The sequence below is a fragment of the Pseudomonas helmanticensis genome, assembly GCF_900182985.1.
In the GTDB taxonomy this organism is placed as follows: domain Bacteria; phylum Pseudomonadota; class Gammaproteobacteria; order Pseudomonadales; family Pseudomonadaceae; genus Aquipseudomonas; species Aquipseudomonas helmanticensis.
In genome coordinates this window covers 3147111-3169583 of the sequence record NZ_FXUY01000001.1, presented here as the reverse complement: position 1 = coordinate 3169583, position 22473 = coordinate 3147111, and the positions used below count along the sequence as shown (strand labels likewise).

The following is a 22473-nucleotide window of genomic DNA, read 5'->3' as shown; positions in this document are numbered from 1 at the left end:
CAGTCACTTCGAGGCGCAGCACCGCCCAGGTATTGCGTCTACTGGCTCTGACAAAGGTGACCGAGTATGGATGATCACGGACGTAGCCCTTCCTCCAACCAGCCAATCCTTTATGTACTCGATACCAACGTATTGATTCACGATCCAAACGCCCTGCTGAATTTCGAAGAACACCACGTCGCGATCCCGATGACCGTGCTTGAAGAGCTGGACAAGCTCAAGAGCGGGCATCACAGCGTGGCCGCCGAATGCCGTCAGGCCATCCGGCTGATCGACAAGACCTTGGGCGACGCTTCCCCGGAAGATGTCGAACTGGGTGTGCCGATCCAGCGCGGCAAGGGCGGTCCAAAGGGCTTGCTGTCAATTCTGATGAGCAAGCAGGCCGAATCGAACCTGATTCTGCCCGAGCACCTGAACGACAACAAAATCATCAACCAGTTGATTGATCTGCACGCCCGCGACCCGAAAAAACCGGTAGTGCTGGTGACCAAAGACATCAACATGCGCCTCAAGGCCCGCGCCTGCGGGATCGACGCCGAGGACTACAGCACCGACCAACTGGTCGACGACGTTTCGCTGCTGCCCAACGGCTACCACAACATGACCGGCTCCTTCTGGGACCGCGTGAGCAAGGTCGAAACCCGTCAGGACCATGGCCGCACCTGGCACCAGGTGCAACTGATCGACAACCTGCCGGCGGTGCACATCAACGAGTTCATCATTGATGAGCAGGGCTTCGTCGGCTGGATCAAGGAGATCGAAGAAGACCGTCTGCTGATTCTCGATCTGCATCAGGAACCGTTGCTGCACCAGGAAGCGTGGGGGCTCAAACCGCGCGATATCTATCAGAGTCTGGCGCTGTATGCGCTGCTGGATCCGGACATCCACCTGGTCAATCTGTCGGGTGCTGCAGGTTCCGGTAAAACCATCCTGGCGCTGGCTGCTGCCATCGAGCAGACAATGGTCAGCAAACGTTATCGGCGCATCATTGCCACGCGTAGCGTGCAGGGCCTGGATCAGGAGATCGGTTTCCTGCCCGGCACCGAAGCGGAAAAAATGGAGCCTTGGCTGGGCGCCATCACCGACAACCTCGAAGCCCTGCACATGGATGATGAAAACACCCATGGCAGCGTCGACTACATCCTCAGCAAAGTGCCGTTGCAGTTCAAATCGCTCAACTACATTCGCGGTCGCAGCTTCCAGCAGAGCCTGATCCTCATCGACGAATGCCAGAACCTCACGCCGCACCAGATGAAAACCATCATCACCCGTGCCGGCGCCGGTTCGAAAGTGGTGTGCCTGGGCAACCTCGCACAGATCGACACCCCTTACCTGTCCGCGACCAGCTCCGGGCTGACCTACCTGACTGAACGCTTCAAGGATTTCCCCAACGGTGTGCACATCACCCTGCAAGGGGTGCCTCGCTCGATCCTGGCCGAATACGCCGAAACCCATCTGTAACCGCATCGTCAACAAAACCGGGCGGCCCAAAAGCCGCCCGTTTTTTTCTGCCTGAACACAAAACCAAATGTAGGAGCTGCCGAAGGCTGCGATCTTTTGACTGTGCTGTATAAAGCCAGATCAAAAGATCGCAGCCTTCGGCAGCTCCTACACGGGTTGCGTGATAATCCGACTCGCAGAAATTTGACCCGCAGGTTTACAATCCCCGCTCCTGATCAGGAGTAATCCCGTGCTGACTCATCTCGATTCCCAAGGTCGCGCCAACATGGTCGACGTCACCGAAAAAGCCGTGACGTTCCGTGAAGCGACGGCCCAGGCGCTGGTGCGCATGCTCCCCGAAACCCTGCAGATGATCGTCAGCGGCGGCCACCCCAAGGGTGACGTGTTCGCCGTGGCGCGCATTGCCGGCATTCAGGCGGCGAAGAAAACCAGCGATCTGATTCCCCTGTGCCACCCGCTGATGCTCACTGGCGTCAAAGTCGAGCTCAGCGCTGATGGCGACGACACCGTGCGCATCGTTGCCCGCTGCAAACTGTCCGGGCAGACCGGCGTCGAAATGGAAGCGCTGACGGCTGCCAGCGTCGCCGCCCTGACCATCTACGACATGTGCAAAGCCGTCGATCGTGGCATGACCATCGAAAGCGTGCGCCTGCTGGAGAAGGTCGGCGGCAAGAGCGGGCATTTTCAAGCGGAGCAGCCATGAACCTGACCGTGAAGTTTTTTGCCCGTTACCGGGAAGCGCTGGGCGTCGATTCGGTGAAGGTTGAAGGCGATTTCGCCACCGTCGACGATGTGCGTGCATTGCTCGCGCAACGTGACGGCGCCGAGGTGCTGAGCGAGCAGAACCTGATGTGTGCGCGCAACGAAGACCTCTGCCAGCTCGACGAGCCAGTGGTCGATGGCGACGAAGTGGCGTTCTTTCCTACCGTGACCGGAGGCTGAGCCATGGCGATTCGTGTGCAGGCTACGCCGTTCGATCCGGGCGCTGAAGTCAACGCGATGCACGCGGCCAATGTCGGCGTCGGTGCGGTGGTGAGTTTTGTCGGTTATGTGCGCGACTTCAACGATGGCCTGGATGTGGCGGGGATGTTCCTCGAACACTATCCGGGCATGACCGAAAAAGCCCTCGGCAAGATCGCCATCGAAGCCGAGCAGCGCTGGCCGCTGTTGAAGCTGGAAGTGCTGCACCGCATCGGCGCGCTCGAGCCGGGCGAGCCGATCGTGTTCGTCGGTGCCGCCAGCGCCCATCGTCAGGCCGCTTTCGATGCCTGCGCATTCGTCATGGATTACCTGAAAACCCGTGCGCCGTTCTGGAAGAAGGAAAACACCAGCGACGGACCGCGTTGGGTTGAGGGGCGGGACAGTGATCATGCAGCTGCCGATCGCTGGAAGAAGTAAATCAAAAGATCGCAGCCTTCGGCAGCTCCTACATTGGGTCGGCATACCCCTGTAGGAGCTGCCGAAGGCTGCGATCTTTTTGCTTCTGCCCCGAATTGACGATTTGTACATATAAGTCCAATATGGATTTATAAGTACAAAAAAGTATCTCCCCTCCGTTTCAGCTCTTTCTTGCCAAACCAACAACAACTTCCGCGAGAGAACGAACATGAAGAAACTCCCCCTCATCACCGGTCTGGCCCTCAGCCTGTTGACCTGCGCCAGCGTGTTCGCCGCCGAGCAAACCCTGCGCATCGGTATCGAAGCCGCTTATCCACCGTTCGCCTCTAAAACCGACCAAGGTGAAATCGTCGGTTTCGACTACGACATCGGCAATGCCCTGTGCGCGCAGATGAAGGTCAAGTGCGTGTGGGTCGAAGGTGAGTTCGACGGGCTGATTCCTTCGCTGAAAGTGAAGAAGATCGACATGGCGCTTTCATCGATGACCATCAACGAAGACCGCAAGAAGTCGGTGGATTTCACCCACAAGTACTACTTCACTTCGTCGCGCCTGGTGATGAAGGATGGCGCCACCGTTGATGATCAATACGCCAGCCTCAAGGGCAAGAACGTCGGCGTGCAGCGCGCGACCACCACCGATCGTTACGCCACCGAGGTGTTTGAACCGAAGGGCATCAACGTCAAGCGCTACAGCAACAACGAAGAGATCTACATGGATCTGGCTGCGGGGCGGCTCGATGCGATTTTCGCCGATACCATTCCGCTGAATGACTTTCTGTCGATGCCACGCGGCAAGGGCTATGCGTTTGTCGGGCCTGAGTTGAAGGATCCGAAGTACGTGGGCGAGGGCGCGGGGATTGCGGTGCGCAAGGGCAATAGCGAATTGGTCAGTCAGTTGAACGGCGCCATTGATGGCATTCGCGCGAGTGGCGAGTACCAGAAGATTTCCGAGAAGTATTTCAAGTCCGATATCTACGGCGACTGATTGAACAGATCGCAGCCTGCGGCAGCTCCTACAGGGGAATGCGTTTTCCTGTAGGAGCTGCCGCAGGCTGCGATCTGTTGATCTTCAGCCTTTCAATTCCTTCAGGTGTTTGTACACCGTCGCCCGCCCCATGTTCAGCACATTGGCCACATAGTTCGAGGCGCTCTTGCCCTTGAACGCGCCCTCGGCGTGCAGCGCCAGCACCAGTTCACGTTTGTGATCGCGGGTCAGCACACTCAGGCTCAGTTGCCGCTCGCGCAGCCAGGCGTGCAGGAAGGTGTTGATACGTTCCTGCCAGTCATCGCGAAACAGTGAATCCGGTTGCGGGATCAGTTTGCTCGGCGAGAGGAACAGGTCCAGCGCGGCCTTGGCATTCTCGAACAGCGAAATATTCAGATTGATGCACAGCACCGCCAGCGGCAGACCTTCGCCGTTGCGCAGCACGGTGCTCAGGCTGCGAATCTTCTGACCGTCCCAATTGAGCTTTTCGTACGGGCCGATATTACGGTCGCTGACATCCTCGCTGAGCATGTCTTCCAGCGATGAATCGTCACCGATCTCGCGCTTGGACAGGTTGTTGGCGATGTAGTCGACCTTCTGTGTGCGCAGGTCGTGCAGCACCACTTCGGCGTGCGGAAAGAACAGCGTGGCGATGGCATCGGCGATGGCGCGGAAGTTATCCAGCGCCGGGTCGAGTTCAGGGGCGGTCATGACAGTGGAACTCCAGGCAGCGTCAACGCCTCCGTGATCAGGAGGCGTTGCGAGTGTGCCGCAATCCGTTGGGCGCGTCATCCGGATGGACGATCAGGCGAGGCGTGCAGGGGAGAGCATGGCGCTGTCCAGTCCGAACTGCTGCAAGTGCTCGGGCAGTGGTTGACCGCGCACCAGCGCCGCGCTGGCCTGGCCCATCGCCGGCGAGGTCTGAATGCCGTAGCCACCTTGCGCGGCGACCCAGAACAGCCCCGGCACTTGCGGATCGAAACCGCTGAGTAAATCACCGTCGGCAACGAAGCTGCGCAGACCGGCCCAGGTGCGGGTCGGCCGGCGGATGGTCAGCGTAGTCGCTTCTTCGATCTGATAGATGCCCATGGCGATGTCGAGTTCTTCCGGCTGCACATCGTGGGGTTCGACCGGATCGGCGTTGGCTGGCGAGCCGAGGAACATGCCGGCGTCGGGCTTCATATAGAAGGACTCGTCGAGGCTGACCAGCATCGGCCAGTGATGAATGTCGACGCCCTCGGGGCCGGCGAAGATGAACGCGGCGCGACGTTTCGGTTGCAGGCCCAGCGATCTGGCGCCGGCCAGTGCGCCGATCTTGTCGGCCCAGGCGCCGGCAGCGTTGATGATCACGGGGGCGCTGAAGGTCTGGCCGTGGGTTTGTATGTGCCAGAGGCCATCGGCATCACGGCTGAGGCCAAGCACTTCGCAGTCGGTATGCACTTCGCCGCTGTTGCGGCGGATCCCGCGCAGGTAGCCTTGATGCAACGCGTCGGTGTCGATGTCGCTGGCGCTCGGGTCGTAGATCGCACCGTGGACTTTTTCCCGACGCAGGATCGGTAACCGCGCGCAGGCTTCGTCGGCGCTGAGCAGTTGCATTTCCGGCACGGTGGCTTTGGCGCTGAGGTATTGGTTGTTGAGTTCGGCGGGGTCACCGGTGAAATCCACGGTCATTTCACCGCGCGGGGTCAGCAATGGGTGTTCGCAGAAACCGGCCGGTGGATGATCGAAAAACTCCCGACTGGCTTGGGTCAGGGCGCGTACTTGCGGTGTGCCGTACGCTGCGGTGAACAACGCGGCGGAGCGTCCGGTGGAGTGATAGGCGGGGTGCGATTCGCGTTCGAGCACGATGACTTTGCCGTGCGGCGACAGCCAGAACCCGGTGGAAGCGCCGGCAATTCCGCCGCCGATGATGATGAAATCTGCCTGGCTCATGAAAAACTCCAAAGCTATCGTGGCTCTCTGGGGATCTGCCATTGGCAACTCCCCAATCGGAATGCGATCCCTGTAGGAGCTGCCGAAGGCTGTGATCTTTTGATCTTTGTTTTTAAGATCAAGATCAAAAGATCACAGCCTTCGGCAGCTCCTACAGGGGATTTGTGGTGTTAGTGGGTCAAGTGATAAACGGCATTGGCGAGGGCGATGTCTTCCAGGCCCAGGCCGATTGAACGGAAGAACACGTGACGGTCGTAACCCGGGCGCTGGACTTTTTCGCTGAGCAGATCGGCGAGGTCGCCGACAATCGAATCCTTGCTCCAGCCATGCTGTTCTGTCGCGATCAACATTTCACCCGCCGAACCCGGCGTGGTCAGACGATAGTCGCAGAACACCTGCATGTCGTTAAGGCTCTGCGGCGGTACTTCGTGGGCACGGGGGGCGTTGGTGCTGATCGAGGTGATCAGGGCCGGTTTGTTCAATGCGGCGGGATCGATCACCGGCCCGGCGGACGAGGTGCAGAGCATGATCACGTCGGCCTCGGCGAGGGCGGCTTCGCGGCTGTCGGCGATGTTCAGATCGGCAGCGATGGTTTTCAACCGTGCCTGTGTATCAGCGTCTTCGAACAGGGACGGCGAATACACGCTGATGCTCTGCCAGTCACGCAGCGATTTCACGTAATGAAGATGCGCCTGAGCAACCTTGCCGCTGCCGATGATCGCCAGTCGGCTAGCGTTCGACGGAGCCAAGGCGTCGACCGCCACGGCGGTGGTCGCCGCCGTGCGCGCGATGGTCAGTTCTCCGGCATCACAAAGCAGCAATGGCTGGCCGGTTTTCATCGACATCAACAATGTCCACGCCGTCACCAACGGGCCTTGCTCGCGAACGATATACGGCGAGGTCTTCACACCGTAAACGCCGTCTTCAGCCAGCACACCCAGATAATTGATGAAGTCGCCGTCACCCTGTGGAAATTCCACCAGTTGTTGCGCGGGTTGCACGGCTTTCCCGTTGGCGAGGTCGCGAAACAGCTTGCGCAGGATCTGCGGCACGTCGATGCGCGCCAGAAGCTCTCGGGCCTGAAGTGGGTCGATCACGTAGGGTGTACTGGACATGTCAGGCTCCGGAGTCTAGATCTAAACTAATTTGTCCATTATGGACTTTTAGTTATCTCTCGCAAGCGCCTGATGAAAGGCCGGACGAAAAAAAAGCGCAGTCCGTTGCCGGCTGCGCTTTTCTTTTAAGCGTCGCTTATTGCGGACGCTTGCGCTCGACTGCGCGCAACAGATGCGTTGGCGGCGTTTCACAGCTGATCTTGCGACCGAGCTTTTCTTCGATGGACGGCAACTGGTAGGAGTCGTCTTCCCCGGCGAAGCTGATCGACACGCCATCAGCGCCCGCGCGACCGGTACGGCCGATGCGGTGCACGTAGTCGTCCGGCACTTCCGGCAAGGTGAAGTTGATCACGTGGCTGATGCCGTCGATGTGAATGCCGCGACCGGCAACATCGGTAGCGACCAGTACGCGAATCTTGCCTTCGCGGAAACCCTCGAGGGTCTTGATGCGTTTGTGTTGCGGCACGTCGCCGGACAACTGCGCAGCATTCACGCCATCGCGCACCAGACGCTCTTCGATGCGACGGACTTCGTCCTTGCGGTTGGCGAAGACCATCACCCGCTCCCAGCCATTATCGTTGACCAGGTTATAGAGCAATTTGTACTTGTCGGCAGCGGCCACGGCGTAGATGTGCTGCTCGACGTTTTCGTTGGCGACGTTGGTGATTTCGATTTCGACGATGGACGGATCGGTCGTCCACTGCTTGGCCAGGTTCATCACGTCTTCGGTGAAGGTCGCGGAGAACAGCAGGGTCTGCCGCTCGGACTTCGGCGGGGTCTGGCGAATGATCTGGCGTACTTGCGGGATGAAACCCATGTCGAGCATGCGGTCGGCTTCGTCCAGCACCATCACTTCGACCATGTCCAGGTGCACGTCGCCGCGCTGGTTGAAGTCGAGCAGGCGGCCCGGGGTGGCGACGAGAATGTCGCAGTGGCGCGCTTCGAGGTGCTTGAGCTGTTTGTCGAAGTCCATGCCGCCGACAAACGTCATGACGTTGAGGCCGGTGTACTTGGTCAGGTCGGCAGCGTCCTTGGCGATCTGCACCACCAGCTCACGAGTCGGCGCGATGATCAGCGCACGGGGTTCGCCCATGTAGCGCTCTTTCGGCGGCGGCGTTTGCAGCAGCTGGGTGATGATAGAGATCAGGAACGCGGCGGTTTTACCGGTACCGGTCTGCGCGCGGCCAATGGCGTCTTTGCCGGCGAGGGTGAAACCCAGCACCTGCGCCTGGATCGGCGTGCAATACGGGAAGCCCAGGTCCTGGATGGCGTGCATCAGTTCTGGTGAAAGCTTGAAATCGTGGAAGCGGGTTTTGCCTTCCTGTGGCTCGACGACGAAATCTTCGAGTTTCCACGCAATGACCGGTGCCTTGGGCTTCGGTTCGCGACGCGGTCTGGCCGGTTTCGGCTCTTCGCTGCGCGCAGGCTCGGCGGCGATTGGCGCGGCCGGAGCGGCCGGAGCGGGTTGCGGGTCTTGCTTCGGTGCTGCTACGGCAGCGGGGCGGTCGGCCTGGGGTGCATCGTGGCGATGACCGGGGGCGTGCGACGGCGCACTGGGAACTGGCGCGAGCTGCTCAGCCTCGCTTTTACCGAACATCTTCTTGAGTGCTTCGAGCACGGTCATCTCATCAATTGGTTAAGGAATGTACGCCGGCCAGTGTAATGCAAGAAACGGGCGCGGCGTAGTGGGATGATCAAAGGGCGGGAATTGACCGGCAAATCAGCGCAGGCGTTCGCTCAGCCACACGCCGATATCGCGAATTTCTTCGGGTAACACTTCGTGCTCCATTGGGTATTCCTGCCATGTCACGGTGACACCATGCTTCACCAGATGCTCGTAGGCACTGCGGCCCATCGAGTTCTGCACGACGCCATCGAACTGGCCGTGCAGGCATATCGCAGGAATGCGCTGCTGGCTGGCTGAAAGCTCCAGCTCATCACTGAACGTTGGCGCGTACGTCGACAGCGCCAATACGCCACCCAACGGTCCCTGCCATTTCACAAAAGCGGTGTGCAACACCACGGCGCCTCCCTGGGAAAATCCGGCGAGGAAAATCCGCGAGGCGTCTATTCCGCTGGCGCGCTCGTTTTCAATCAGTTCAATGATGCGATCGGCGGACGCTTCCAGCTCATCACGGTCGATCGCTCGCGCCGGGCTCATGGCTTTGATGTCGTACCAGCTCGGCATGGCATATCCGCCATTTATCGTCACCGGCCGGGTCGGCGCCTGCGGCAGCACGAAGCGCGTGCTCAGCAGGCTTTCCTGCAAGGCCTCGGCTACCGGCAGGAAGTCATAGCGGTCGGCGCCGAGGCCGTGCAGCCAGATCACGCAGGCGTCTGCGGGCTTAACAGGCTGAAGAATCAAGGGCTCGGTCATGGCTGCTCCAATTGTGTGCGGACGCTCTCATTGAGTGCGTGGTTTGCGTGCGCGTCCGGTTGATCCGTTAAGAAGATGTCGCAAGGTTACAAGTTTTGCTATTGACCTGTCGCCGAATCGTTTCCGCAAGCGGTGTGGTACGGGCTTTGCTATGAGGGAAATGTACGAAAGATCCTACGTCCGGCGGTAACACTATCAGTGTACGGCTGGCGACGGGATTGCAAAGAATCCGGTGATGGATGTTCGCCAATGGCCGTTACGGGCGCAGCGAACGTGAAAGGGCTACAGCCCGTTCGGCCGATTGGTGAGAAGTGAGTGGTCCATGATGTGGATTTTCTCCTACTAGACTCATAGCGAAGGTCTTACGTCGGTTGACCCAATAAAAAGCCAACTAGGGTCAACACCGCCTCAAAAGGGTGCGACTGGACTCAAGCTCCGACACAACAAGAGCAAAACTGGAGGTTTGAATGAAGATGTTGAAATCCACTCTGGCAATCGTGACTGCAGCAACAGTACTCGGTGTCAGCGGGTTCGCTCAGGCGGGTGCAACCCTGGATGCAGTGCAGAAGAAAGGTTTCGTGCAGTGTGGCGTGAGCGACGGTCTGCCGGGCTTCTCGGTACCGGACGCTACCGGCAAGATCCTCGGGATCGACGCTGACGTCTGCCGCGCTGTGGCCGCCGCTGTTTTCGGCGACGCGACCAAGGTCAAGTTCAGTCAGTTGAACGCCAAGGAGCGCTTCACCGCGCTGCAATCCGGCGAGATCGACATCCTGTCGCGCAACACCACCATGACCAGTTCCCGCGATGCGGGCATGGGCCTGAAGTTCCCGGGCTTCATTACCTACTACGACGGCATCGGCTTCCTGGTTAACAACAAGCTGGGCGTGAAGAGTGCCAAAGAGCTGGACGGTGCAACCATCTGCATCCAGGCCGGTACCACCACCGAGCTGAACGTTTCCGACTACTTCCGTGGCAACGGTCTGAAATACACCCCGATCACTTTCGACACCTCCGATGAAAGCGCCAAGTCGCTGGAATCTGGTCGTTGCGACGTGCTGACCTCCGACAAGTCCCAACTGTTCGCCCAGCGCAGCAAGCTGGCCTCGCCGAAGGACTACGTGGTTCTGCCGGAAACCATTTCCAAGGAACCACTGGGCCCGGTCGTACGTAACGGCGATGACGAGTGGCTGGCCATCATTCGCTGGGTTGGCTACGCCATGCTCAACGCTGAAGAAGCCGGCATCACCTCGAAAAACGTTGAAGCCGAAGCCAAGTCCACCAAGAACCCGGACGTTGCGCGTCTGCTGGGCGGCGACGGTGAATATGGCAAGGACCTGAAACTGCCGAAGGACTGGGTCGTACAGATCGTCAAGCAAGTCGGCAACTACGGTGAAATCTTCGAGAAAAACCTCGGCAAGAGCACTCCGCTGGAAATCGACCGTGGCCTGAACGCCCTGTGGAACAACGGCGGCATTCAGTACGCACCACCAGTGCGCTAATGGTTCTATCGCCCGGCGGGCCAACCGCCGGGTGATGTTCTGTTCCATTTCTTGCGGGGCACTTCATGCAAAATTCAATCGGCGCACCAAAGCAGAGGCTCAGCCTCAGCGATCCACGAGTGCGTGCGTGGCTATTCCAGATCATCACCGTTGTCGCGGTGGTCTCGATGGGCTGGTACCTGTTCGACAACACCCAAACCAACCTGCAGCACCGGGGCATCACTTCCGGCTTCAGTTTTCTCGAGCGCAGTGCCGGCTTCGGCATCGCTCAACACCTGATCGACTACACCGAAGCGGACAGTTATGCCCGCGTCTTTGTCATCGGTCTGCTCAACACCTTGCTGGTGACGGTCATCGGCGTGATCCTGGCGACAATCCTCGGCTTCATCATCGGTGTTGCCCGGCTGTCGCAGAACTGGATCATCAGCAAGCTGGCGACGGTGTATGTGGAAGTCTTCCGCAACATTCCGCCGCTGCTGCAAATCCTGTTCTGGTACTTCGCGGTGTTCCTGACCATGCCGGGGCCGCGCAACAGTCACAACTTCGGCGACACCTTCTTCGTCAGCAGCCGTGGCCTGAACATGCCGGCCGCGCTGATGGCCGATGGTTTCTGGGCGTTCGCGATCAGTGTTGTGGTGGCGATCATCGGCATCGTGCTGATGAACCGCTGGGCAACCAAGCGCTTTGAAGAAACCGGTGTGCCGTTCCACAAGTTCTGGGTGGGGCTGGCAATTCTGCTGGTGATTCCAAGCTTGTGCGCACTGATCTTCGGCGCTCCGCTGCACTGGGAAATGCCCAAGTTGCAGGGCTTCAACTTCGTCGGCGGCTGGGTGCTGATCCCGGAACTGCTTGCCTTGACCCTGGCCCTGACCGTGTACACCGCAGCGTTTATCGCCGAGATCGTACGTTCGGGGATCAAGTCGGTCAGCCATGGCCAGACCGAAGCGGCGCGTTCGCTCGGCCTGCGCAACGGCCCGACCCTGCGCAAGGTGATCATTCCGCAAGCCCTGCGCGTGATCATTCCACCGCTGACCAGCCAATACCTCAACCTGGCGAAGAACTCCTCGCTGGCGGCCGGTATCGGTTATCCGGAAATGGTTTCGCTGTTCGCCGGCACCGTGCTCAACCAGACCGGTCAGGCCATCGAAGTCATAGCCATCACCATGAGCGTGTACCTGGCGATCAGTATCAGCATTTCCCTGCTGATGAACTGGTACAACAAGCGCATTGCGCTGATCGAGCGGTAAGGAAAAGCGCATGAGTACTCATACTTTCAAACCCGACATGCCCCCACCGAACAGCAGTATCGGCGTGGTGGCGTGGATGCGCGCGAACATGTTCTCCAGCTGGCTCAACACCTTGCTGACACTGTTTGCGTTCTATCTGATTTATCTCGTTGTGCCACCGATCCTCAGTTGGGCCATTCTCGACGCCAACTGGGTCGGCACCACCCGCGCCGACTGCACCAAGGACGGCGCCTGCTGGGTGTTCATTCAGCAGCGTTTCGGCCAGTTCATGTACGGCTACTACCCGCCGGAACTGCGCTGGCGCGTCGACCTGACCGTGTGGCTGGCGGTCCTCGGTGCGGCGCCATTGTTCATCTCGCGCGTACCGCATAAAGCGATCTACGGGCTGAGCTTTCTGGTGCTGTACCCGATCATCGCCTTCACCCTGTTGCACGGTGGTTTCGGCCTGACCCAAGTGGCGACCAGCCAGTGGGGCGGCCTGATGCTGACCCTGGTAATCGCCACTGTCGGCATCGCCGGTGCGTTGCCGTTGGGGATTGTCCTGGCGCTGGGGCGTCGTTCAAACATGCCGGCGATTCGTGTGGTCTGCGTGACCTTCATCGAGTTCTGGCGCGGCGTGCCGTTGATCACTGTGCTGTTCATGTCTTCGGTGATGCTGCCGCTGTTCCTGCCTGAAGGCATGAACTTCGACAAGCTGCTGCGGGCGTTGATCGGGGTGATCCTGTTCCAGTCGGCCTATGTCGCCGAAGTGGTGCGCGGCGGTCTGCAAGCGATCCCCAAAGGTCAATACGAAGCGGCTGCAGCGATGGGCCTCGGTTACTGGCGTTCGATGGGCCTGGTGATTCTGCCGCAAGCCCTGAAGCTGGTGATCCCCGGCATCGTCAACACCTTCATTGCGCTGTTCAAGGACACCAGCCTTGTGATCATCATCGGCCTCTTTGACCTGCTCAACAGCGTCAAGCAAGCCGCTGCCGATCCGAAATGGCTGGGCATGGCCACCGAAGGCTACGTGTTCGCCGCCCTAGTGTTCTGGATTTTCTGTTTTGGTATGTCGCGCTATTCCATGCATCTGGAACGCAAGCTCGACACTGGCCACAAGCGTTAGGAGTTCTGTAAATGAGTGAAGCAATCAAAAAGCCTGTGGGTCCTGAAGGCATTATTCAGATGCAGGGCGTCAACAAGTGGTACGGCCAGTTCCACGTGCTGAAAGACATCAACCTCAACGTCAAACAAGGCGAGCGTATCGTCCTGTGCGGGCCGTCGGGTTCCGGCAAATCGACAACGATTCGTTGCCTCAATCGCCTGGAAGAACACCAGCAGGGCCGCATCGTTGTCGATGGCGTGGAACTGACCAACGACCTCAAGCAGATCGAAGCGATCCGCCGTGAAGTCGGCATGGTCTTCCAGCACTTCAACCTGTTCCCGCACCTGACCATTTTGCAGAACTGCACCCTGGCGCCGATGTGGGTACGCAAGATGCCCAAGCGCAAGGCCGAGGAAATCGCCATGCATTATCTGGAGCGCGTACGCATTCCGGAGCAGGCGCATAAATTCCCGGGGCAACTGTCCGGTGGTCAGCAGCAGCGTGTGGCGATTGCCCGCGCCCTGTGCATGAAACCGAAAATCATGCTGTTCGATGAACCGACTTCAGCGCTCGATCCGGAGATGGTGAAAGAGGTTCTGGACACCATGATCGGCTTGGCTGAAGACGGCATGACCATGCTCTGCGTGACTCACGAAATGGGCTTCGCCCGTACCGTGGCGAACCGCGTGATCTTCATGGACAAGGGCGAAATCGTTGAGCAGGCAGCGCCGAATGACTTCTTCGATAATCCGCAGAATGAGCGGACGAAGTTGTTCTTGAGTCAGATTTTGCATTGATGATTTTTTGCGTAAATCAAACCCGGCCTTGTGCCGGGTTTGTTTTTTATGGGTCAGGAAACGGTGAGGGTTTCGTGTTCCTTGTGCACGGTGTAATTGAACGCACCTCTCAAGTCAGCCCCTTCGGCCAACACTTTCGCATCGGCAAGCAAGTGCGGGTAACGATCCAGCAGCCGCATCAAAAGCATCAACGCCTTTGGGGGCAGCAATTCGCCTCGTTCGTACCTGGAAAATGCGTTGTGGCCTCCACCTGACAGCAGTTGCACCGTCTCTTTTTGCGTCAGGTGCAATTTGCGCCGGATGCGCTTCATTTCGGAACCGATCATTTGCCGGGCAGCGATAACCAGCTCATCGCCTGCTTGCGTGTAACGATCAGCGCTATCGGTGCCGTCATCCCACTCGACTTCCCCGCACTGCCGGCATTCCCAGCCAGCAAGATCATCTACGCGGCGCTCCATGCCTTTGACACTCAGGGTCTCACCGCGACCCTCGAAATGCCTCATTCCCTCACGGGCACCACAGCTGAAACATTGCCGGGTTTTCATGGGTTTTTCTCCTTGAAGGAGATTACCGGTGCGCCGCCGGCAGGGCGGTATGTCACCTTGATGTAAATCTCCAGGCCTTTTGAGTTGATGTGATACACGTCCTGCCAGACTCGATGATCGTCATAGGTGGTCATCGATTTGTACAACATCCTGTTCTGCAACTCGAAAACGATCTCCTGCATTTCTGCGAAGCTAAAACCGAGATCGAGACCGGTTTTTTCCGCGCTCTTGGTGAAAGCTTGTCTGCCAAGTCGTCTGACTTCCGCCTTGATAACCGCCAAGTCGTAATGGGGCGTGTTCTTTTCCATAAGAAACCAAAACCCTGTCCCTGAAATTACCCTTAAAGGGTAATTTTGACCAATCGAAAATGCCGCTCCATGTGTCGCCTTTTGACCCTAGGTGGTTGCCGTCCTACATGGGTCTGACTAACATGTCGGAAAATTCATCCTATGATTGGATGAAAGGGCGAATCCTATGTCAGACATTTCTCCACTCATTAAGCGATCCTTGGTCGATCAGGCCCTGGATCAGCTTCGCCAGCGCATCAACAGCGGCGCCTGGCAGGTTGGCGAGCGGTTGCCGACCGAACCCGAGCTGTGCGCCGAGCTGGGCATCAGCCGCAACACCGTGCGTGAAGCCATGCGCGTGCTGGCGTTTTCCGGATTGATCGAAATTCGCCAGGGCGATGGCAGTTACTTGCGCGCGGTGGTCGATCCGCTCGACGCGCTGAAAGCGCTGTCGCGTTGCTCGCTCGATCAAGCGCGGGAAACCCGGCATATCCTCGAAGTCGAGGCGATCGGCCTAGCGGCATTACGCCGTACCGACGCAGACCTCGCGGCATTGCGTGAAGCGCTCGGTACCAGCGGCAGCCACTATCACGGCGATCTCGATACCTTCATCGCCTGCGATCTGGTGTTCCATCGCCGCTTGGTCGATGCCGCACACAACCCGACGCTCAGCGAGCTGTATGGCTATTTTTCCAGCGTCGTCGGTGCGCAATTGCGCCAGACCCTGAACATCGTCCCGCGCCGACAGGAAGTGTTCGACCTGCACATCGAGTTGCTCGAAGCGGTCGAACAACGCGACCCGGAACGGGCCAAAGCTTTGTCGAGGCAATTGATCAATGAACCTTGAAACCGAGAAATCCATGTCCCGCAACGAGATATCCACAGCGCCGAAACGCACGGCAGAACTAGAAGAACTGCTGATCGACGCCGAGGCCGATGACGAGCAAGTCCAGCAAAGCCACCCGCTGGTGCGCCGGCCATGGCTGTTGTTGCTGGGGTTGATTCTGGTGGCACTGAACCTGCGTCCGGCGCTGTCGAGCATGGCGCCGTTGCTCAGCGACGTCTCGAAAAGCCTCGGTTTGTCGGCGGCTCAGGCCGGTTTGCTGACCACGCTGCCAGTGCTTTGCCTGGGGCTGTTCGCCCCGCTGGCGCCAATCCTCGCGCGGCGTTTCGGTGCCGAGCGCGTGGTACTGGGCATTCTGCTGACACTGGCTGGCGGGATCATTCTGCGCAGTAACTTCGGTGAAATCGGCCTGTTTGCCGGCAGCGTGCTGGGCGGCGCCAGTATCGGCATCGTCGGTGTATTGCTGCCGGGCATCGTCAAGCGCGACTTCGCCAAACACGCCGGCACCATGACAGGTGTCTACACCATGGCACTGTGCCTGGGCGCGGCAATGGCCGCGGGATCAAGCGTGCCATTGAGCGAGCATTTTGGCGGAAGCTGGGCAGTCGGCCTGGGCTTCTGGGTCCTCCCGGCGCTGATTGCGGCGCTGTTCTGGTTGCCGCAGGTCGGGCAGAAACATGGCGCACATAACGTTGCCTATCGCGTGCGCGGTCTGCTGCGTGATCCGCTGGCCTGGCAGGTGACCTTGTACATGGGCCTGCAATCGTCGCTGGCGTACATCGTGTTCGGCTGGTTGCCGTCGATCCTCATCGGTCGCGGCCTGACGCCAACTCAAGCGGGTCTGGTGCTGTCCGGTTCGGTGATCATCCAGCTCGCCAGTTCGCTCGCGGCACCGTGGCTGGCGACTCGCGGCAAAGATCAGCGTCTGGCCATCGTCGTGGTGATGGCGCTGACCCTCGGCGGACTGTTCGGTTGCCTGTATGCGCCAATCGACGGGCTGTGGGGCTGGGCGATTCTGCTGGGTCTGGGGCAGGGCGGTACGTTCAGCCTGGCGTTGACCCTGATCGTGTTGCGTTCGCGGGATTCGCACGTTGCGGCGAACCTGTCGAGCATGTCTCAGGGATTCGGCTACACGCTGGCGTCGATGGGGCCGTTCGCAGTCGGCGTGGTGCATGACTGGACCGGCGGCTGGAATGCGGTGGGCTGGATCTTTGGCGTCATCGGCACAGGTGCGATCATCGCCGGCCTCGGCGCCGGTCGTGCACTGTACGTGCAAGTGCAAAGCGAAAAAATCTGATCCTTGCAGGAGCTGCGGCACGCTGCGACCTTTTGATCTTGATCCTTGGTAAATCAACATCAAAAGATCGCAGCGTTCCGCAGCTCCAGGGTTTTTTGTGTTGTTGGTATTCGGTGGGCGAATGCCGATAGTGTTTCTGCGGTTTGCAGATTATCGTGCTGGCAATCTGTACCTCTTTTGGAGATAGCCCATGAGTGAAGCCCACACCGCGTTGATCACCCGCTTCTACGAAGCCTTCAAGCGTCTGGATGCCGAGGCGATGGCTGCCTGCTACACCGAGGACGTGGTGTTCAGCGATCCGGCCTTCGGCGAACTGCGCGGGCGCGATGCCGGCGACATGTGGCGCATGCTCACCACCCGGGCCAAAGACTTCTCGCTGACCTTCGACAACGTTCGCGCCGATGAGCGCAGCGGCGGTGCGCATTGGGTTGCGACCTATCTGTTCAGCCAGACTGGCAATGTCGTGGTCAACGATATCCAGGCCCGTTTCGTCTTCCGCGACGGCAAGATCTGCGAGCACCACGACCACTTCGATCTATGGCGCTGGTCGCGTCAGGCCCTGGGTTTCAAAGGCCTGTTGCTCGGTTGGACGCCGCTGGTGCGCAATGCCGTGCGGGCGCAGGCATTGAAGGGACTGAAGGCATTTCAGGCCAGTCGCTGATAAGATCGCGGCCTGTTTCCTACACGTCCTGATTCCGAAGTGACCAGCCTGAGCGAAAAATCCGTCGATGTTGCCGAGCCGGCGAGCAAATCCTGGTTCGTCTACCTCGTTCGTGCGGCCAATGGCTCTTTGTATTGCGGGATCAGTGACGATCCGGTGCGCCGTTTTGCCAAGCACCAGAGCGGTAAAGGCGCGCGGTTCTTCCTCTCCAGCCCGGCCATGGCGCTGGTCTATACCGAGCTGTGCCGCGACAAGAGCGATGCCTTGCGACAGGAACGGCTGATCAAAAAACTGCGCAAGAGCGCCAAGGAATGCCTGGTTGCGTCTTATCAATCTGACTGATGGGTTCCCATCAGGCAGATCTGTAGGCTGCTAAGCAAATGCACGCTAAGCTGCCGGCACACTAACTGAGCGGCGGAGCCGAGCATGTCCGAGTTGATTCTGCATCATTACCCGACCTCCCCATTTGCCGAGAAGGCCCGCCTGCTGCTGGGTTTCAAAGGCTTGTCCTGGCGCTCGGTGCACATTTCGCCAGTGATGCCCAAACCGGATCTGACTGCGCTGACCGGTGGCTACCGCAAAACGCCGGTGCTGCAGATCGGCGCTGATATCTATTGCGACACTTCTTTGATCGCGCGTCGTCTGGAACAAGAAAAAGCGCTGCCGGCGTTCTTCCCCGAAGGCCAGGAATTCACCACCGCCAGTTTTGCCACTTGGGCTGACTCGGTGGTGTTCCAGCATGCGGTGAGCCTGGTGTTCCAGCCGGAGTCGGTCGCCGTGCGTTTCGCCAAGCTGCCGCCGGAAGCGATCAAGGCATTTATCGCCGACCGTGCCGGGCTGTTCTCGGGTGGCAGCGCCACGCGTTTGTCCGCCGAACAGGCCAAGCACCAATGGCCGACGATCATGGCGCGTCTGGAGCAGCAATTGCAGCGCGAGCAGGGTGACTTCCTGTTCGGTGAGCCGTCGATTGCCGACTTCGCGCTGGCGCATCCAATGTGGTTCCTCAAGGCCACGCACGTGACTGCGCCGCTGGTGGACGAGTATCCGGCGGTTTCGGCGTGGTTGAGTCGAGTACTGGGTTTCGGTCATGGCGCGGCGAGTGCGATGACTTCGGAAGAGGCGCTGGAAGTGGCGCGTAACGCGACACCTTCGGCATTGCCGGATGAGCAGTTCATAGACCCGAACGGCTTCAAGGCAGGTCAGCAAGTGGCAATCGCCGCGACGGATTACGGGGTTGATCCGGTGGTCGGTGAGTTGCTGTTTGCCGGTAGTGAAGAGTTGATCGTTCGTCGCGAGGACGAGCGTGGCGGCGTGGTGCATGTGCACTTCCCACGCTTCGGTTTCCGCATCGAGGCTCGCTAAAAGCAAAAGATCGCAGCCTGCGGCAGCTCCTACACATGTCTCATGTAGGAGCTGCCGCAGGCTGCGATCTTTTGATCTTGCTGTTATTTCAGGGCGGCGAGAATCTCGTCCGGGTCAAATCCGCGAATCAACGTGCCGTTGACGTCGATCAACGGAATCCCGCGTCCCCCCAATGCCTCATACGCCTTGCGCGCTTGGGCATCCTTCTCGATATCGAATTCCTTGAATGGAATCCCCTTGCTGTCGAGAAAGCGCTTGGTCTGCTTGCAGTAGCCGCACCAGTCGGTGGCGTAGAGCACGACGTTGGCCTGCGCGCGCGTCTGCTCGGCAACCATCTGCGACGGATTGAACACCCGCTCGATCTTGCCCCAGTTCTGATAGACCACGACCACCAGCAGAACCAGAGCAACCTTTTTCAGCACATTGCCGAGCATCAGTTGCGCCGCTTCAGCTGATCGGTCAGCGATGTCGGCAGGCCTTTGATCACCAACGTGCCAGCCTCTTCGTCGTACTCGATCTTCGAGCCCAGCAGGTGCGCTTCAAAGCTGATCGACAGGCCTTCGGCGCGGCCGGTGAAACGGCGGAATTGGTTCAGGGTGCGTTTGTCCGCCGGAATCTCTGGCGACAGGCCGTAGTCCTTGTTGCGGATGTGGTCGTAGAAGGCTTTCGGGCGCTCTTCGTCGATCAGCTCGGAGAGTTCTTCCAGGCCCATCGGTTCGCCGAGTTTGGCCTGGCTGCTGGCGTAATCGACCAGGGTCTTGGTCTTCTCGCGCGCGGACTCTTCCGGCAGGTCTTCGCTCTCGACGAAATCACTGAACGCCTTGAGCAGTGTGCGCGTCTCGCCCGGGCCGTCGACGCCTTCCTGGCAGCCGATGAAGTCGCGGAAGTACTCCGAAACCTTTTTGCCGTTCTTGCCCTTGATGAACGAGATGTACTGCTTGGACTGCTTGTTGTTCTGCCACTCGGAGGCGTTGATCCGCGCCGCCAGGTGCAATTGGCCAAGGTCGAGGTGACGCGACGGGGTCACGTCGAGCTCGTCGGTCACCGCCACGCCTTCGCTGTGGTGCAGCAGGGCGATAGCGAGGTAATCGGTCATGCCTTGCTGATAGTGGGCGAACAGCACGTGGCCGCCGACCGACAGGTTCGACTCCTCCATCAGCTTTTGCAGGTGCTCGACCGCGACTTTGCTGAACGCGGTGAAGTCCTTGCCGCCCTCCATGTATTCCTTCAGCCAGCCGCTGAACGGGAACGCACCGGATTCCGGATGAAACAGACCCCAGGCCTTGCCCTGTTTGGCGTTATAGCTCTCGTTGAGATCGGCGAGCATGTTCTCGATGGCTGCGGACTCAGCCAGTTCCGTGTCACGGGCGTGCAGAACAGCGGGCGTGCCGTCGGGTTTTTTGTCGATCAGGTGGACGATGCAATGACGGATCGGCATGGGCTTCTCGGCTGGTGGAAGGGAGGAGGGCAGGCTCCCCCGAAAAAGCGCTAAGTGTACCCGATTCTCAGTATGGGCCTCCTGTAGGAGCTGCCGAAGGCTGCGATCTTTTGATCTGGAATTTTAAAAAACAAGATCAAAAGATCGTCCGATCGCGGCCCGAGCCTGCGGCAGCTCCTGCATAAACGGGAAACTGCGTTGGCGGCAGCGTAAACGGGGGGTTGCAGGGCAAAACCGGGGCGTGTGAGCGGGCTTATGCAGTTTTTTACCGATTTAGAGCAATAAAGCTGACCAAATGGGTAGCTAGAGGCGGATATTTCCTTGTCTCTGTGCTAGTTTTGCCCGGTCTTACGCGAAGTCACTGCGTTAAGCGTGCAATCAGCATTTGTCAGGTCGAACCAAACCCTGATTTCGGTATCTATAACCCGACTCGTCGTGGTTATCGCCGAGGGTGCCAGATCCAGAAGATCGGGCTCGATGGCTGACACTGCACTCTGCAATCCATATGAATTTGATAGGGAAGGAACACTACATGGCTCTTACTAAAGACCAACTGATCGCCGACATCGCTGAAGCTATCGACGCGCCGAAAACCACCGCGCGTAACGCTCTGGACCAACTGGGCCAAATCGTTGCCGATCAGCTGGAAAACGGCGGCGAAATCACCTTGCCAGGTATCGGCAAGCTGAAAGTGACCGAGCGTCCTGCCCGCACTGGCCGTAACCCTTCGACTGGCGCTGCCATCGAAATCCCTGCGAAGAAAGTGATCAAGCTGGTTGTGGCCAAAGGCCTGACCGACGCTGTGAACAAGTAAGACGCAGCAATAAAAAACCGTGCACCGGAGTGATCCGGGCACGGTTTTTTTGTGCCTGCGATTCGCAGCTTCCCCCCTTACCCCGTGTAGGAGCTGCGGCACGCTGCGATCTTTTGATTTTGTGTTTAAAAATCAATCAAGATCAAAAGATCGCAGCGTGCCGCAGCTCCTACACGGGGCCGAGCAGGGTTAGCGGGTCCAGCGCTCGCGGCGCCAGATCTGCTGTTCGGACTTGGTCTGGAAGGTCCAGGCGACGAAACGGCTCTGCTTCTGCCCCTGGGACATCTCCACCACCTGGCTTTCCAGCACGCCGGCCTTTTTCAGTGCGGTTTCGATGGCTGGCAGGTTCGAGGCTTTCGACACCAGCGTGCTGAACCACAGCACCTTGTGCTGGAAGTTTGCGCTCTCGGCGATCAATTGCGTCACGAAGCGCGCTTCGCCGCCTTCACACCACAGCTCCGCGGACTGGCCGCCGAAGTTCAGCACTGGCAGTTTGCGTTTCGGGTCGGCACGGCCTAGCGCGCGCCATTTGCGCTCGCTGCCCTTGGTCGCTTCGTCCATCGAGGCGTGGAACGGCGGGTTGCACATGGTCAGGTCAAAGCGCTCGCCCGGCTCCAGCAAGCCGATCAGGATGTGCTTGCGGTTTTCCTGCTGGCGCAGCTGGATAACCTTGTTCAGGTCGTTGGACTGAACGATGGCGCGGGCGGCAGCGACGGCCGTCGGGTCGATCTCCGAACCGAGGAAGTGCCAGCGGTATTCGCTGTTGCCGATCAGCGGGTACACGCAGTTGGCGCCCATGCCGATATCGAGCACGTTGACGATCGCGCCGCGCGGCACTTTGCCGTCGTTCATGCTCGCCAGCAGGTCAGCGAGGAAATGCACGTAATCGGCACGGCCCGGAACAGGCGGGCAGAGGTAGTCTGCCGGGATGTCCCAATGCTGGATGCCATAAAACGACTTGAGCAGCGCCCGGTTGAACACACGCACCGCATCGGGGCTGGCGAAGTCGATGCTTTCCTTGCCGTACGGGTTGATGATCACGAACTTCGCCAGTTCCGGCGTGGTCTTGATCAGCGCCGGGAAGTCGTAACGACCCTGATGGCGATTGCGCGGGTGCAGGCTGGCCTTTTCGCGCGGTTCGACGGTCTTGGCCGGGGTCGCGGAGTCGGGCTTCTTGCGCGCAGGTTTGGGTGTGCGGGGGGCGTTCATGGGCGTGGTCGATTCGGGTATGGCTGAAAGTGGCGGGTATTGTCCCACATTGACGAGCTATGCGCCGATCCCATGTAGGAGCTGCGGGAGGCTCGGGCCGCGATCGGACGATCTTTTGATC

General features: G+C 59.2%; 25 protein-coding genes. 15 read left to right on the top strand and 10 right to left on the bottom strand.

Going from position 1 to position 22473, the window contains the following annotated elements; all coding sequences use genetic code 11:
* Nucleotides 1-66: 66 nt before the first annotated feature.
* The 5 genes from QOL84_RS14275 (at nt 67) to QOL84_RS14255 (ending at nt 3844) form a co-directional block, all read left to right on the top strand.
* Nucleotides 67-1461 (top strand): PhoH family protein, encoded by a 1395-nt coding sequence (locus tag QOL84_RS14275; RefSeq protein ID WP_283437601.1) that lies wholly within the window; start codon nt 67-69, stop codon nt 1459-1461.
* A 229-nt stretch (nt 1462-1690) separates the two neighbouring features.
* Nucleotides 1691-2164 carry a cyclic pyranopterin monophosphate synthase MoaC gene (gene moaC, locus QOL84_RS14270; RefSeq protein ID WP_093437022.1) on the top strand — a complete coding sequence of 158 codons (474 nt, stop codon included), beginning with the start codon at nt 1691-1693 and terminating at the stop codon, nt 2162-2164.
* Nucleotides 2161-2403: a MoaD/ThiS family protein gene (locus QOL84_RS14265; protein WP_016985014.1), complete on the top strand. Its 243-nt coding sequence runs from the start codon at nt 2161-2163 to the stop codon at nt 2401-2403. Before moaC ends, QOL84_RS14265 begins: the two co-directional genes overlap by 4 nt.
* Nucleotides 2404-2406: 3 nt before the next feature.
* Entirely contained in the window at nt 2407-2859 is a 453-nt protein-coding gene (moaE, locus tag QOL84_RS14260) for a molybdopterin synthase catalytic subunit MoaE (protein ID WP_038357637.1), read from the top strand.
* A 208-nt stretch (nt 2860-3067) separates the two neighbouring features.
* Entirely contained in the window at nt 3068-3844 is a 777-nt protein-coding gene (locus QOL84_RS14255; RefSeq protein WP_283437600.1) for an ABC transporter substrate-binding protein, read from the top strand.
* Nucleotides 3845-3928: 84 nt separating this feature from the next.
* On the opposite strand, the gene QOL84_RS14250 is transcribed toward QOL84_RS14255, so the two are convergent.
* The 5 genes from QOL84_RS14250 to QOL84_RS14230 all read right to left on the bottom strand — a co-directional run bounded on the left by QOL84_RS14250 (nt 3929) and on the right by QOL84_RS14230 (nt 9268).
* Nucleotides 3929-4555 carry a helix-turn-helix transcriptional regulator gene (locus tag QOL84_RS14250; RefSeq protein WP_283437599.1) on the bottom strand — a complete coding sequence of 209 codons (627 nt, stop codon included), beginning with the start codon at nt 4553-4555 and terminating at the stop codon, nt 3929-3931.
* A 93-nt stretch (nt 4556-4648) separates the two neighbouring features.
* On the bottom strand, nt 4649-5776 hold the full coding sequence (locus QOL84_RS14245; protein ID WP_283437598.1) for an NAD(P)/FAD-dependent oxidoreductase: 1128 nt from the start codon (nt 5774-5776) through the stop codon (nt 4649-4651).
* Nucleotides 5777-5946: 170 nt separating this feature from the next.
* On the bottom strand, nt 5947-6891 hold the full coding sequence (locus QOL84_RS14240; protein ID WP_283437597.1) for an ornithine cyclodeaminase family protein: 945 nt from the start codon (nt 6889-6891) through the stop codon (nt 5947-5949).
* Nucleotides 6892-7027: 136 nt separating this feature from the next.
* Nucleotides 7028-8515 (bottom strand): ATP-dependent RNA helicase RhlB, encoded by a 1488-nt coding sequence (rhlB, locus tag QOL84_RS14235; protein WP_283437596.1) that lies wholly within the window; start codon nt 8513-8515, stop codon nt 7028-7030.
* A gap of 96 nt (nt 8516-8611) precedes the next feature.
* A complete protein-coding gene (locus QOL84_RS14230; protein WP_122595050.1) occupies nt 8612-9268 on the bottom strand; it encodes an alpha/beta hydrolase in 657 nt (218 codons plus the stop codon).
* A 467-nt stretch (nt 9269-9735) separates the two neighbouring features.
* On the opposite strand from QOL84_RS14230, the gene QOL84_RS14225 reads away from it, so the two are divergent.
* The 4 genes from QOL84_RS14225 to QOL84_RS14210 all read left to right on the top strand — a co-directional run bounded on the left by QOL84_RS14225 (nt 9736) and on the right by QOL84_RS14210 (nt 13895).
* Nucleotides 9736-10767, top strand: a complete 1032-nt coding sequence (locus QOL84_RS14225; protein WP_129389481.1) for an amino acid ABC transporter substrate-binding protein — start codon at nt 9736-9738, stop codon at nt 10765-10767.
* A gap of 65 nt (nt 10768-10832) precedes the next feature.
* On the top strand, nt 10833-12014 hold the full coding sequence (locus QOL84_RS14220) for an amino acid ABC transporter permease (RefSeq protein WP_129389484.1): 1182 nt from the start codon (nt 10833-10835) through the stop codon (nt 12012-12014).
* Nucleotides 12015-12024: 10 nt separating this feature from the next.
* Nucleotides 12025-13119, top strand: coding sequence for an amino acid ABC transporter permease (locus tag QOL84_RS14215; RefSeq protein ID WP_129389487.1), 1095 nt, complete (start codon nt 12025-12027; stop codon nt 13117-13119).
* Between the two features lie 11 nt (nt 13120-13130).
* Nucleotides 13131-13895: an amino acid ABC transporter ATP-binding protein gene (locus QOL84_RS14210; protein ID WP_008080191.1), complete on the top strand. Its 765-nt coding sequence runs from the start codon at nt 13131-13133 to the stop codon at nt 13893-13895.
* Between the two features lie 53 nt (nt 13896-13948).
* On the opposite strand, the gene QOL84_RS14205 is transcribed toward QOL84_RS14210, so the two are convergent.
* Nucleotides 13949-14440, bottom strand: a complete 492-nt coding sequence (locus QOL84_RS14205; protein WP_283437595.1) for a type II TA system antitoxin MqsA family protein — start codon at nt 14438-14440, stop codon at nt 13949-13951.
* Entirely contained in the window at nt 14437-14748 is a 312-nt protein-coding gene (locus QOL84_RS14200; RefSeq protein WP_283437594.1) for a type II toxin-antitoxin system MqsR family toxin, read from the bottom strand. The genes QOL84_RS14205 and QOL84_RS14200 overlap by 4 nt, the downstream gene beginning before the upstream one ends.
* A gap of 166 nt (nt 14749-14914) precedes the next feature.
* On the opposite strand from QOL84_RS14200, the gene QOL84_RS14195 reads away from it, so the two are divergent.
* The 5 genes from QOL84_RS14195 to QOL84_RS14175 all read left to right on the top strand — a co-directional run bounded on the left by QOL84_RS14195 (nt 14915) and on the right by QOL84_RS14175 (nt 18891).
* Nucleotides 14915-15574 (top strand): FadR/GntR family transcriptional regulator, encoded by a 660-nt coding sequence (locus tag QOL84_RS14195; RefSeq protein WP_283437593.1) that lies wholly within the window; start codon nt 14915-14917, stop codon nt 15572-15574.
* Complete coding sequence (locus tag QOL84_RS14190) at nt 15564-16868, top strand: CynX/NimT family MFS transporter (protein ID WP_283437592.1); 1305 nt, start codon at nt 15564-15566, stop codon at nt 16866-16868. Before QOL84_RS14195 ends, QOL84_RS14190 begins: the two co-directional genes overlap by 11 nt.
* A 190-nt stretch (nt 16869-17058) precedes the next feature.
* On the top strand, nt 17059-17529 hold the full coding sequence (locus QOL84_RS14185) for a nuclear transport factor 2 family protein (protein ID WP_283437591.1): 471 nt from the start codon (nt 17059-17061) through the stop codon (nt 17527-17529).
* 39 nt (nt 17530-17568) lie between these two features.
* On the top strand, nt 17569-17871 hold the full coding sequence (locus QOL84_RS14180; RefSeq protein ID WP_283437590.1) for a GIY-YIG nuclease family protein: 303 nt from the start codon (nt 17569-17571) through the stop codon (nt 17869-17871).
* An 84-nt stretch (nt 17872-17955) separates the two neighbouring features.
* Nucleotides 17956-18891, top strand: coding sequence for a glutathione S-transferase family protein (locus QOL84_RS14175; RefSeq protein ID WP_283437589.1), 936 nt, complete (start codon nt 17956-17958; stop codon nt 18889-18891).
* A gap of 83 nt (nt 18892-18974) precedes the next feature.
* Here QOL84_RS14175 and QOL84_RS14170 read toward each other — a convergent pair whose 3' ends face one another.
* A complete protein-coding gene (locus QOL84_RS14170; RefSeq protein WP_129389513.1) occupies nt 18975-19325 on the bottom strand; it encodes a glutaredoxin family protein in 351 nt (116 codons plus the stop codon).
* Nucleotides 19325-20329, bottom strand: a complete 1005-nt coding sequence (gene yejK / locus QOL84_RS14165) for a nucleoid-associated protein YejK (RefSeq protein WP_283437588.1) — start codon at nt 20327-20329, stop codon at nt 19325-19327. The genes QOL84_RS14170 and yejK overlap by 1 nt, the downstream gene beginning before the upstream one ends.
* 532 nt (nt 20330-20861) lie before the next feature.
* Between yejK and QOL84_RS14160 the strand changes: the two genes are divergently transcribed.
* Nucleotides 20862-21143, top strand: a complete 282-nt coding sequence (locus tag QOL84_RS14160; protein ID WP_003221909.1) for an HU family DNA-binding protein — start codon at nt 20862-20864, stop codon at nt 21141-21143.
* 189 nt (nt 21144-21332) lie between these two features.
* Here QOL84_RS14160 and rlmF read toward each other — a convergent pair whose 3' ends face one another.
* Nucleotides 21333-22352, bottom strand: a complete 1020-nt coding sequence (gene rlmF / locus QOL84_RS14155) for a 23S rRNA (adenine(1618)-N(6))-methyltransferase RlmF (protein WP_283437587.1) — start codon at nt 22350-22352, stop codon at nt 21333-21335.
* Between the last annotated feature and the right edge of the window lie 121 nt (nt 22353-22473).

Bases quoted from the DNA above. Each gene is read 5' to 3' on its own strand.
- QOL84_RS14215 (WP_129389487.1), top strand. From the start codon at position 12,025: ATGAGTACTCATACTTTCAAACCCGACATGCCCCCACCGAACAGCAGT.
- QOL84_RS14250 (WP_283437599.1), bottom strand. From the start codon at position 4,555: ATGACCGCCCCTGAACTCGACCCGGCGCTGGATAACTTCCGCGCCATC.
- QOL84_RS14195 (WP_283437593.1), top strand. From the start codon at position 14,915: ATGTCAGACATTTCTCCACTCATTAAGCGATCCTTGGTCGATCAGGCC.
- QOL84_RS14245 (WP_283437598.1), bottom strand. From the start codon at position 5,776: ATGAGCCAGGCAGATTTCATCATCATCGGCGGCGGAATTGCCGGCGCT.
- QOL84_RS14175 (WP_283437589.1), top strand. From the start codon at position 17,956: ATGTCCGAGTTGATTCTGCATCATTACCCGACCTCCCCATTTGCCGAG.
- QOL84_RS14205 (WP_283437595.1), bottom strand. From the start codon at position 14,440: ATGAAAACCCGGCAATGTTTCAGCTGTGGTGCCCGTGAGGGAATGAGG.
- QOL84_RS14190 (WP_283437592.1), top strand. From the start codon at position 15,564: ATGAACCTTGAAACCGAGAAATCCATGTCCCGCAACGAGATATCCACA.
- rhlB (WP_283437596.1), bottom strand. From the start codon at position 8,515: ATGACCGTGCTCGAAGCACTCAAGAAGATGTTCGGTAAAAGCGAGGCT.
- QOL84_RS14185 (WP_283437591.1), top strand. From the start codon at position 17,059: ATGAGTGAAGCCCACACCGCGTTGATCACCCGCTTCTACGAAGCCTTC.
- QOL84_RS14275 (WP_283437601.1), top strand. From the start codon at position 67: ATGGATGATCACGGACGTAGCCCTTCCTCCAACCAGCCAATCCTTTAT.
- QOL84_RS14230 (WP_122595050.1), bottom strand. From the start codon at position 9,268: ATGACCGAGCCCTTGATTCTTCAGCCTGTTAAGCCCGCAGACGCCTGC.
- rlmF (WP_283437587.1), bottom strand. From the start codon at position 22,352: ATGAACGCCCCCCGCACACCCAAACCTGCGCGCAAGAAGCCCGACTCC.
- QOL84_RS14210 (WP_008080191.1), top strand. From the start codon at position 13,131: ATGAGTGAAGCAATCAAAAAGCCTGTGGGTCCTGAAGGCATTATTCAG.
- QOL84_RS14170 (WP_129389513.1), bottom strand. From the start codon at position 19,325: ATGCTCGGCAATGTGCTGAAAAAGGTTGCTCTGGTTCTGCTGGTGGTC.
- QOL84_RS14255 (WP_283437600.1), top strand. From the start codon at position 3,068: ATGAAGAAACTCCCCCTCATCACCGGTCTGGCCCTCAGCCTGTTGACC.
- QOL84_RS14265 (WP_016985014.1), top strand. From the start codon at position 2,161: ATGAACCTGACCGTGAAGTTTTTTGCCCGTTACCGGGAAGCGCTGGGC.
- moaE (WP_038357637.1), top strand. From the start codon at position 2,407: ATGGCGATTCGTGTGCAGGCTACGCCGTTCGATCCGGGCGCTGAAGTC.
- QOL84_RS14160 (WP_003221909.1), top strand. From the start codon at position 20,862: ATGGCTCTTACTAAAGACCAACTGATCGCCGACATCGCTGAAGCTATC.
- QOL84_RS14240 (WP_283437597.1), bottom strand. From the start codon at position 6,891: ATGTCCAGTACACCCTACGTGATCGACCCACTTCAGGCCCGAGAGCTT.
- QOL84_RS14225 (WP_129389481.1), top strand. From the start codon at position 9,736: ATGAAGATGTTGAAATCCACTCTGGCAATCGTGACTGCAGCAACAGTA.
- yejK (WP_283437588.1), bottom strand. From the start codon at position 20,329: ATGCCGATCCGTCATTGCATCGTCCACCTGATCGACAAAAAACCCGAC.
- QOL84_RS14200 (WP_283437594.1), bottom strand. From the start codon at position 14,748: ATGGAAAAGAACACGCCCCATTACGACTTGGCGGTTATCAAGGCGGAA.
- QOL84_RS14220 (WP_129389484.1), top strand. From the start codon at position 10,833: ATGCAAAATTCAATCGGCGCACCAAAGCAGAGGCTCAGCCTCAGCGAT.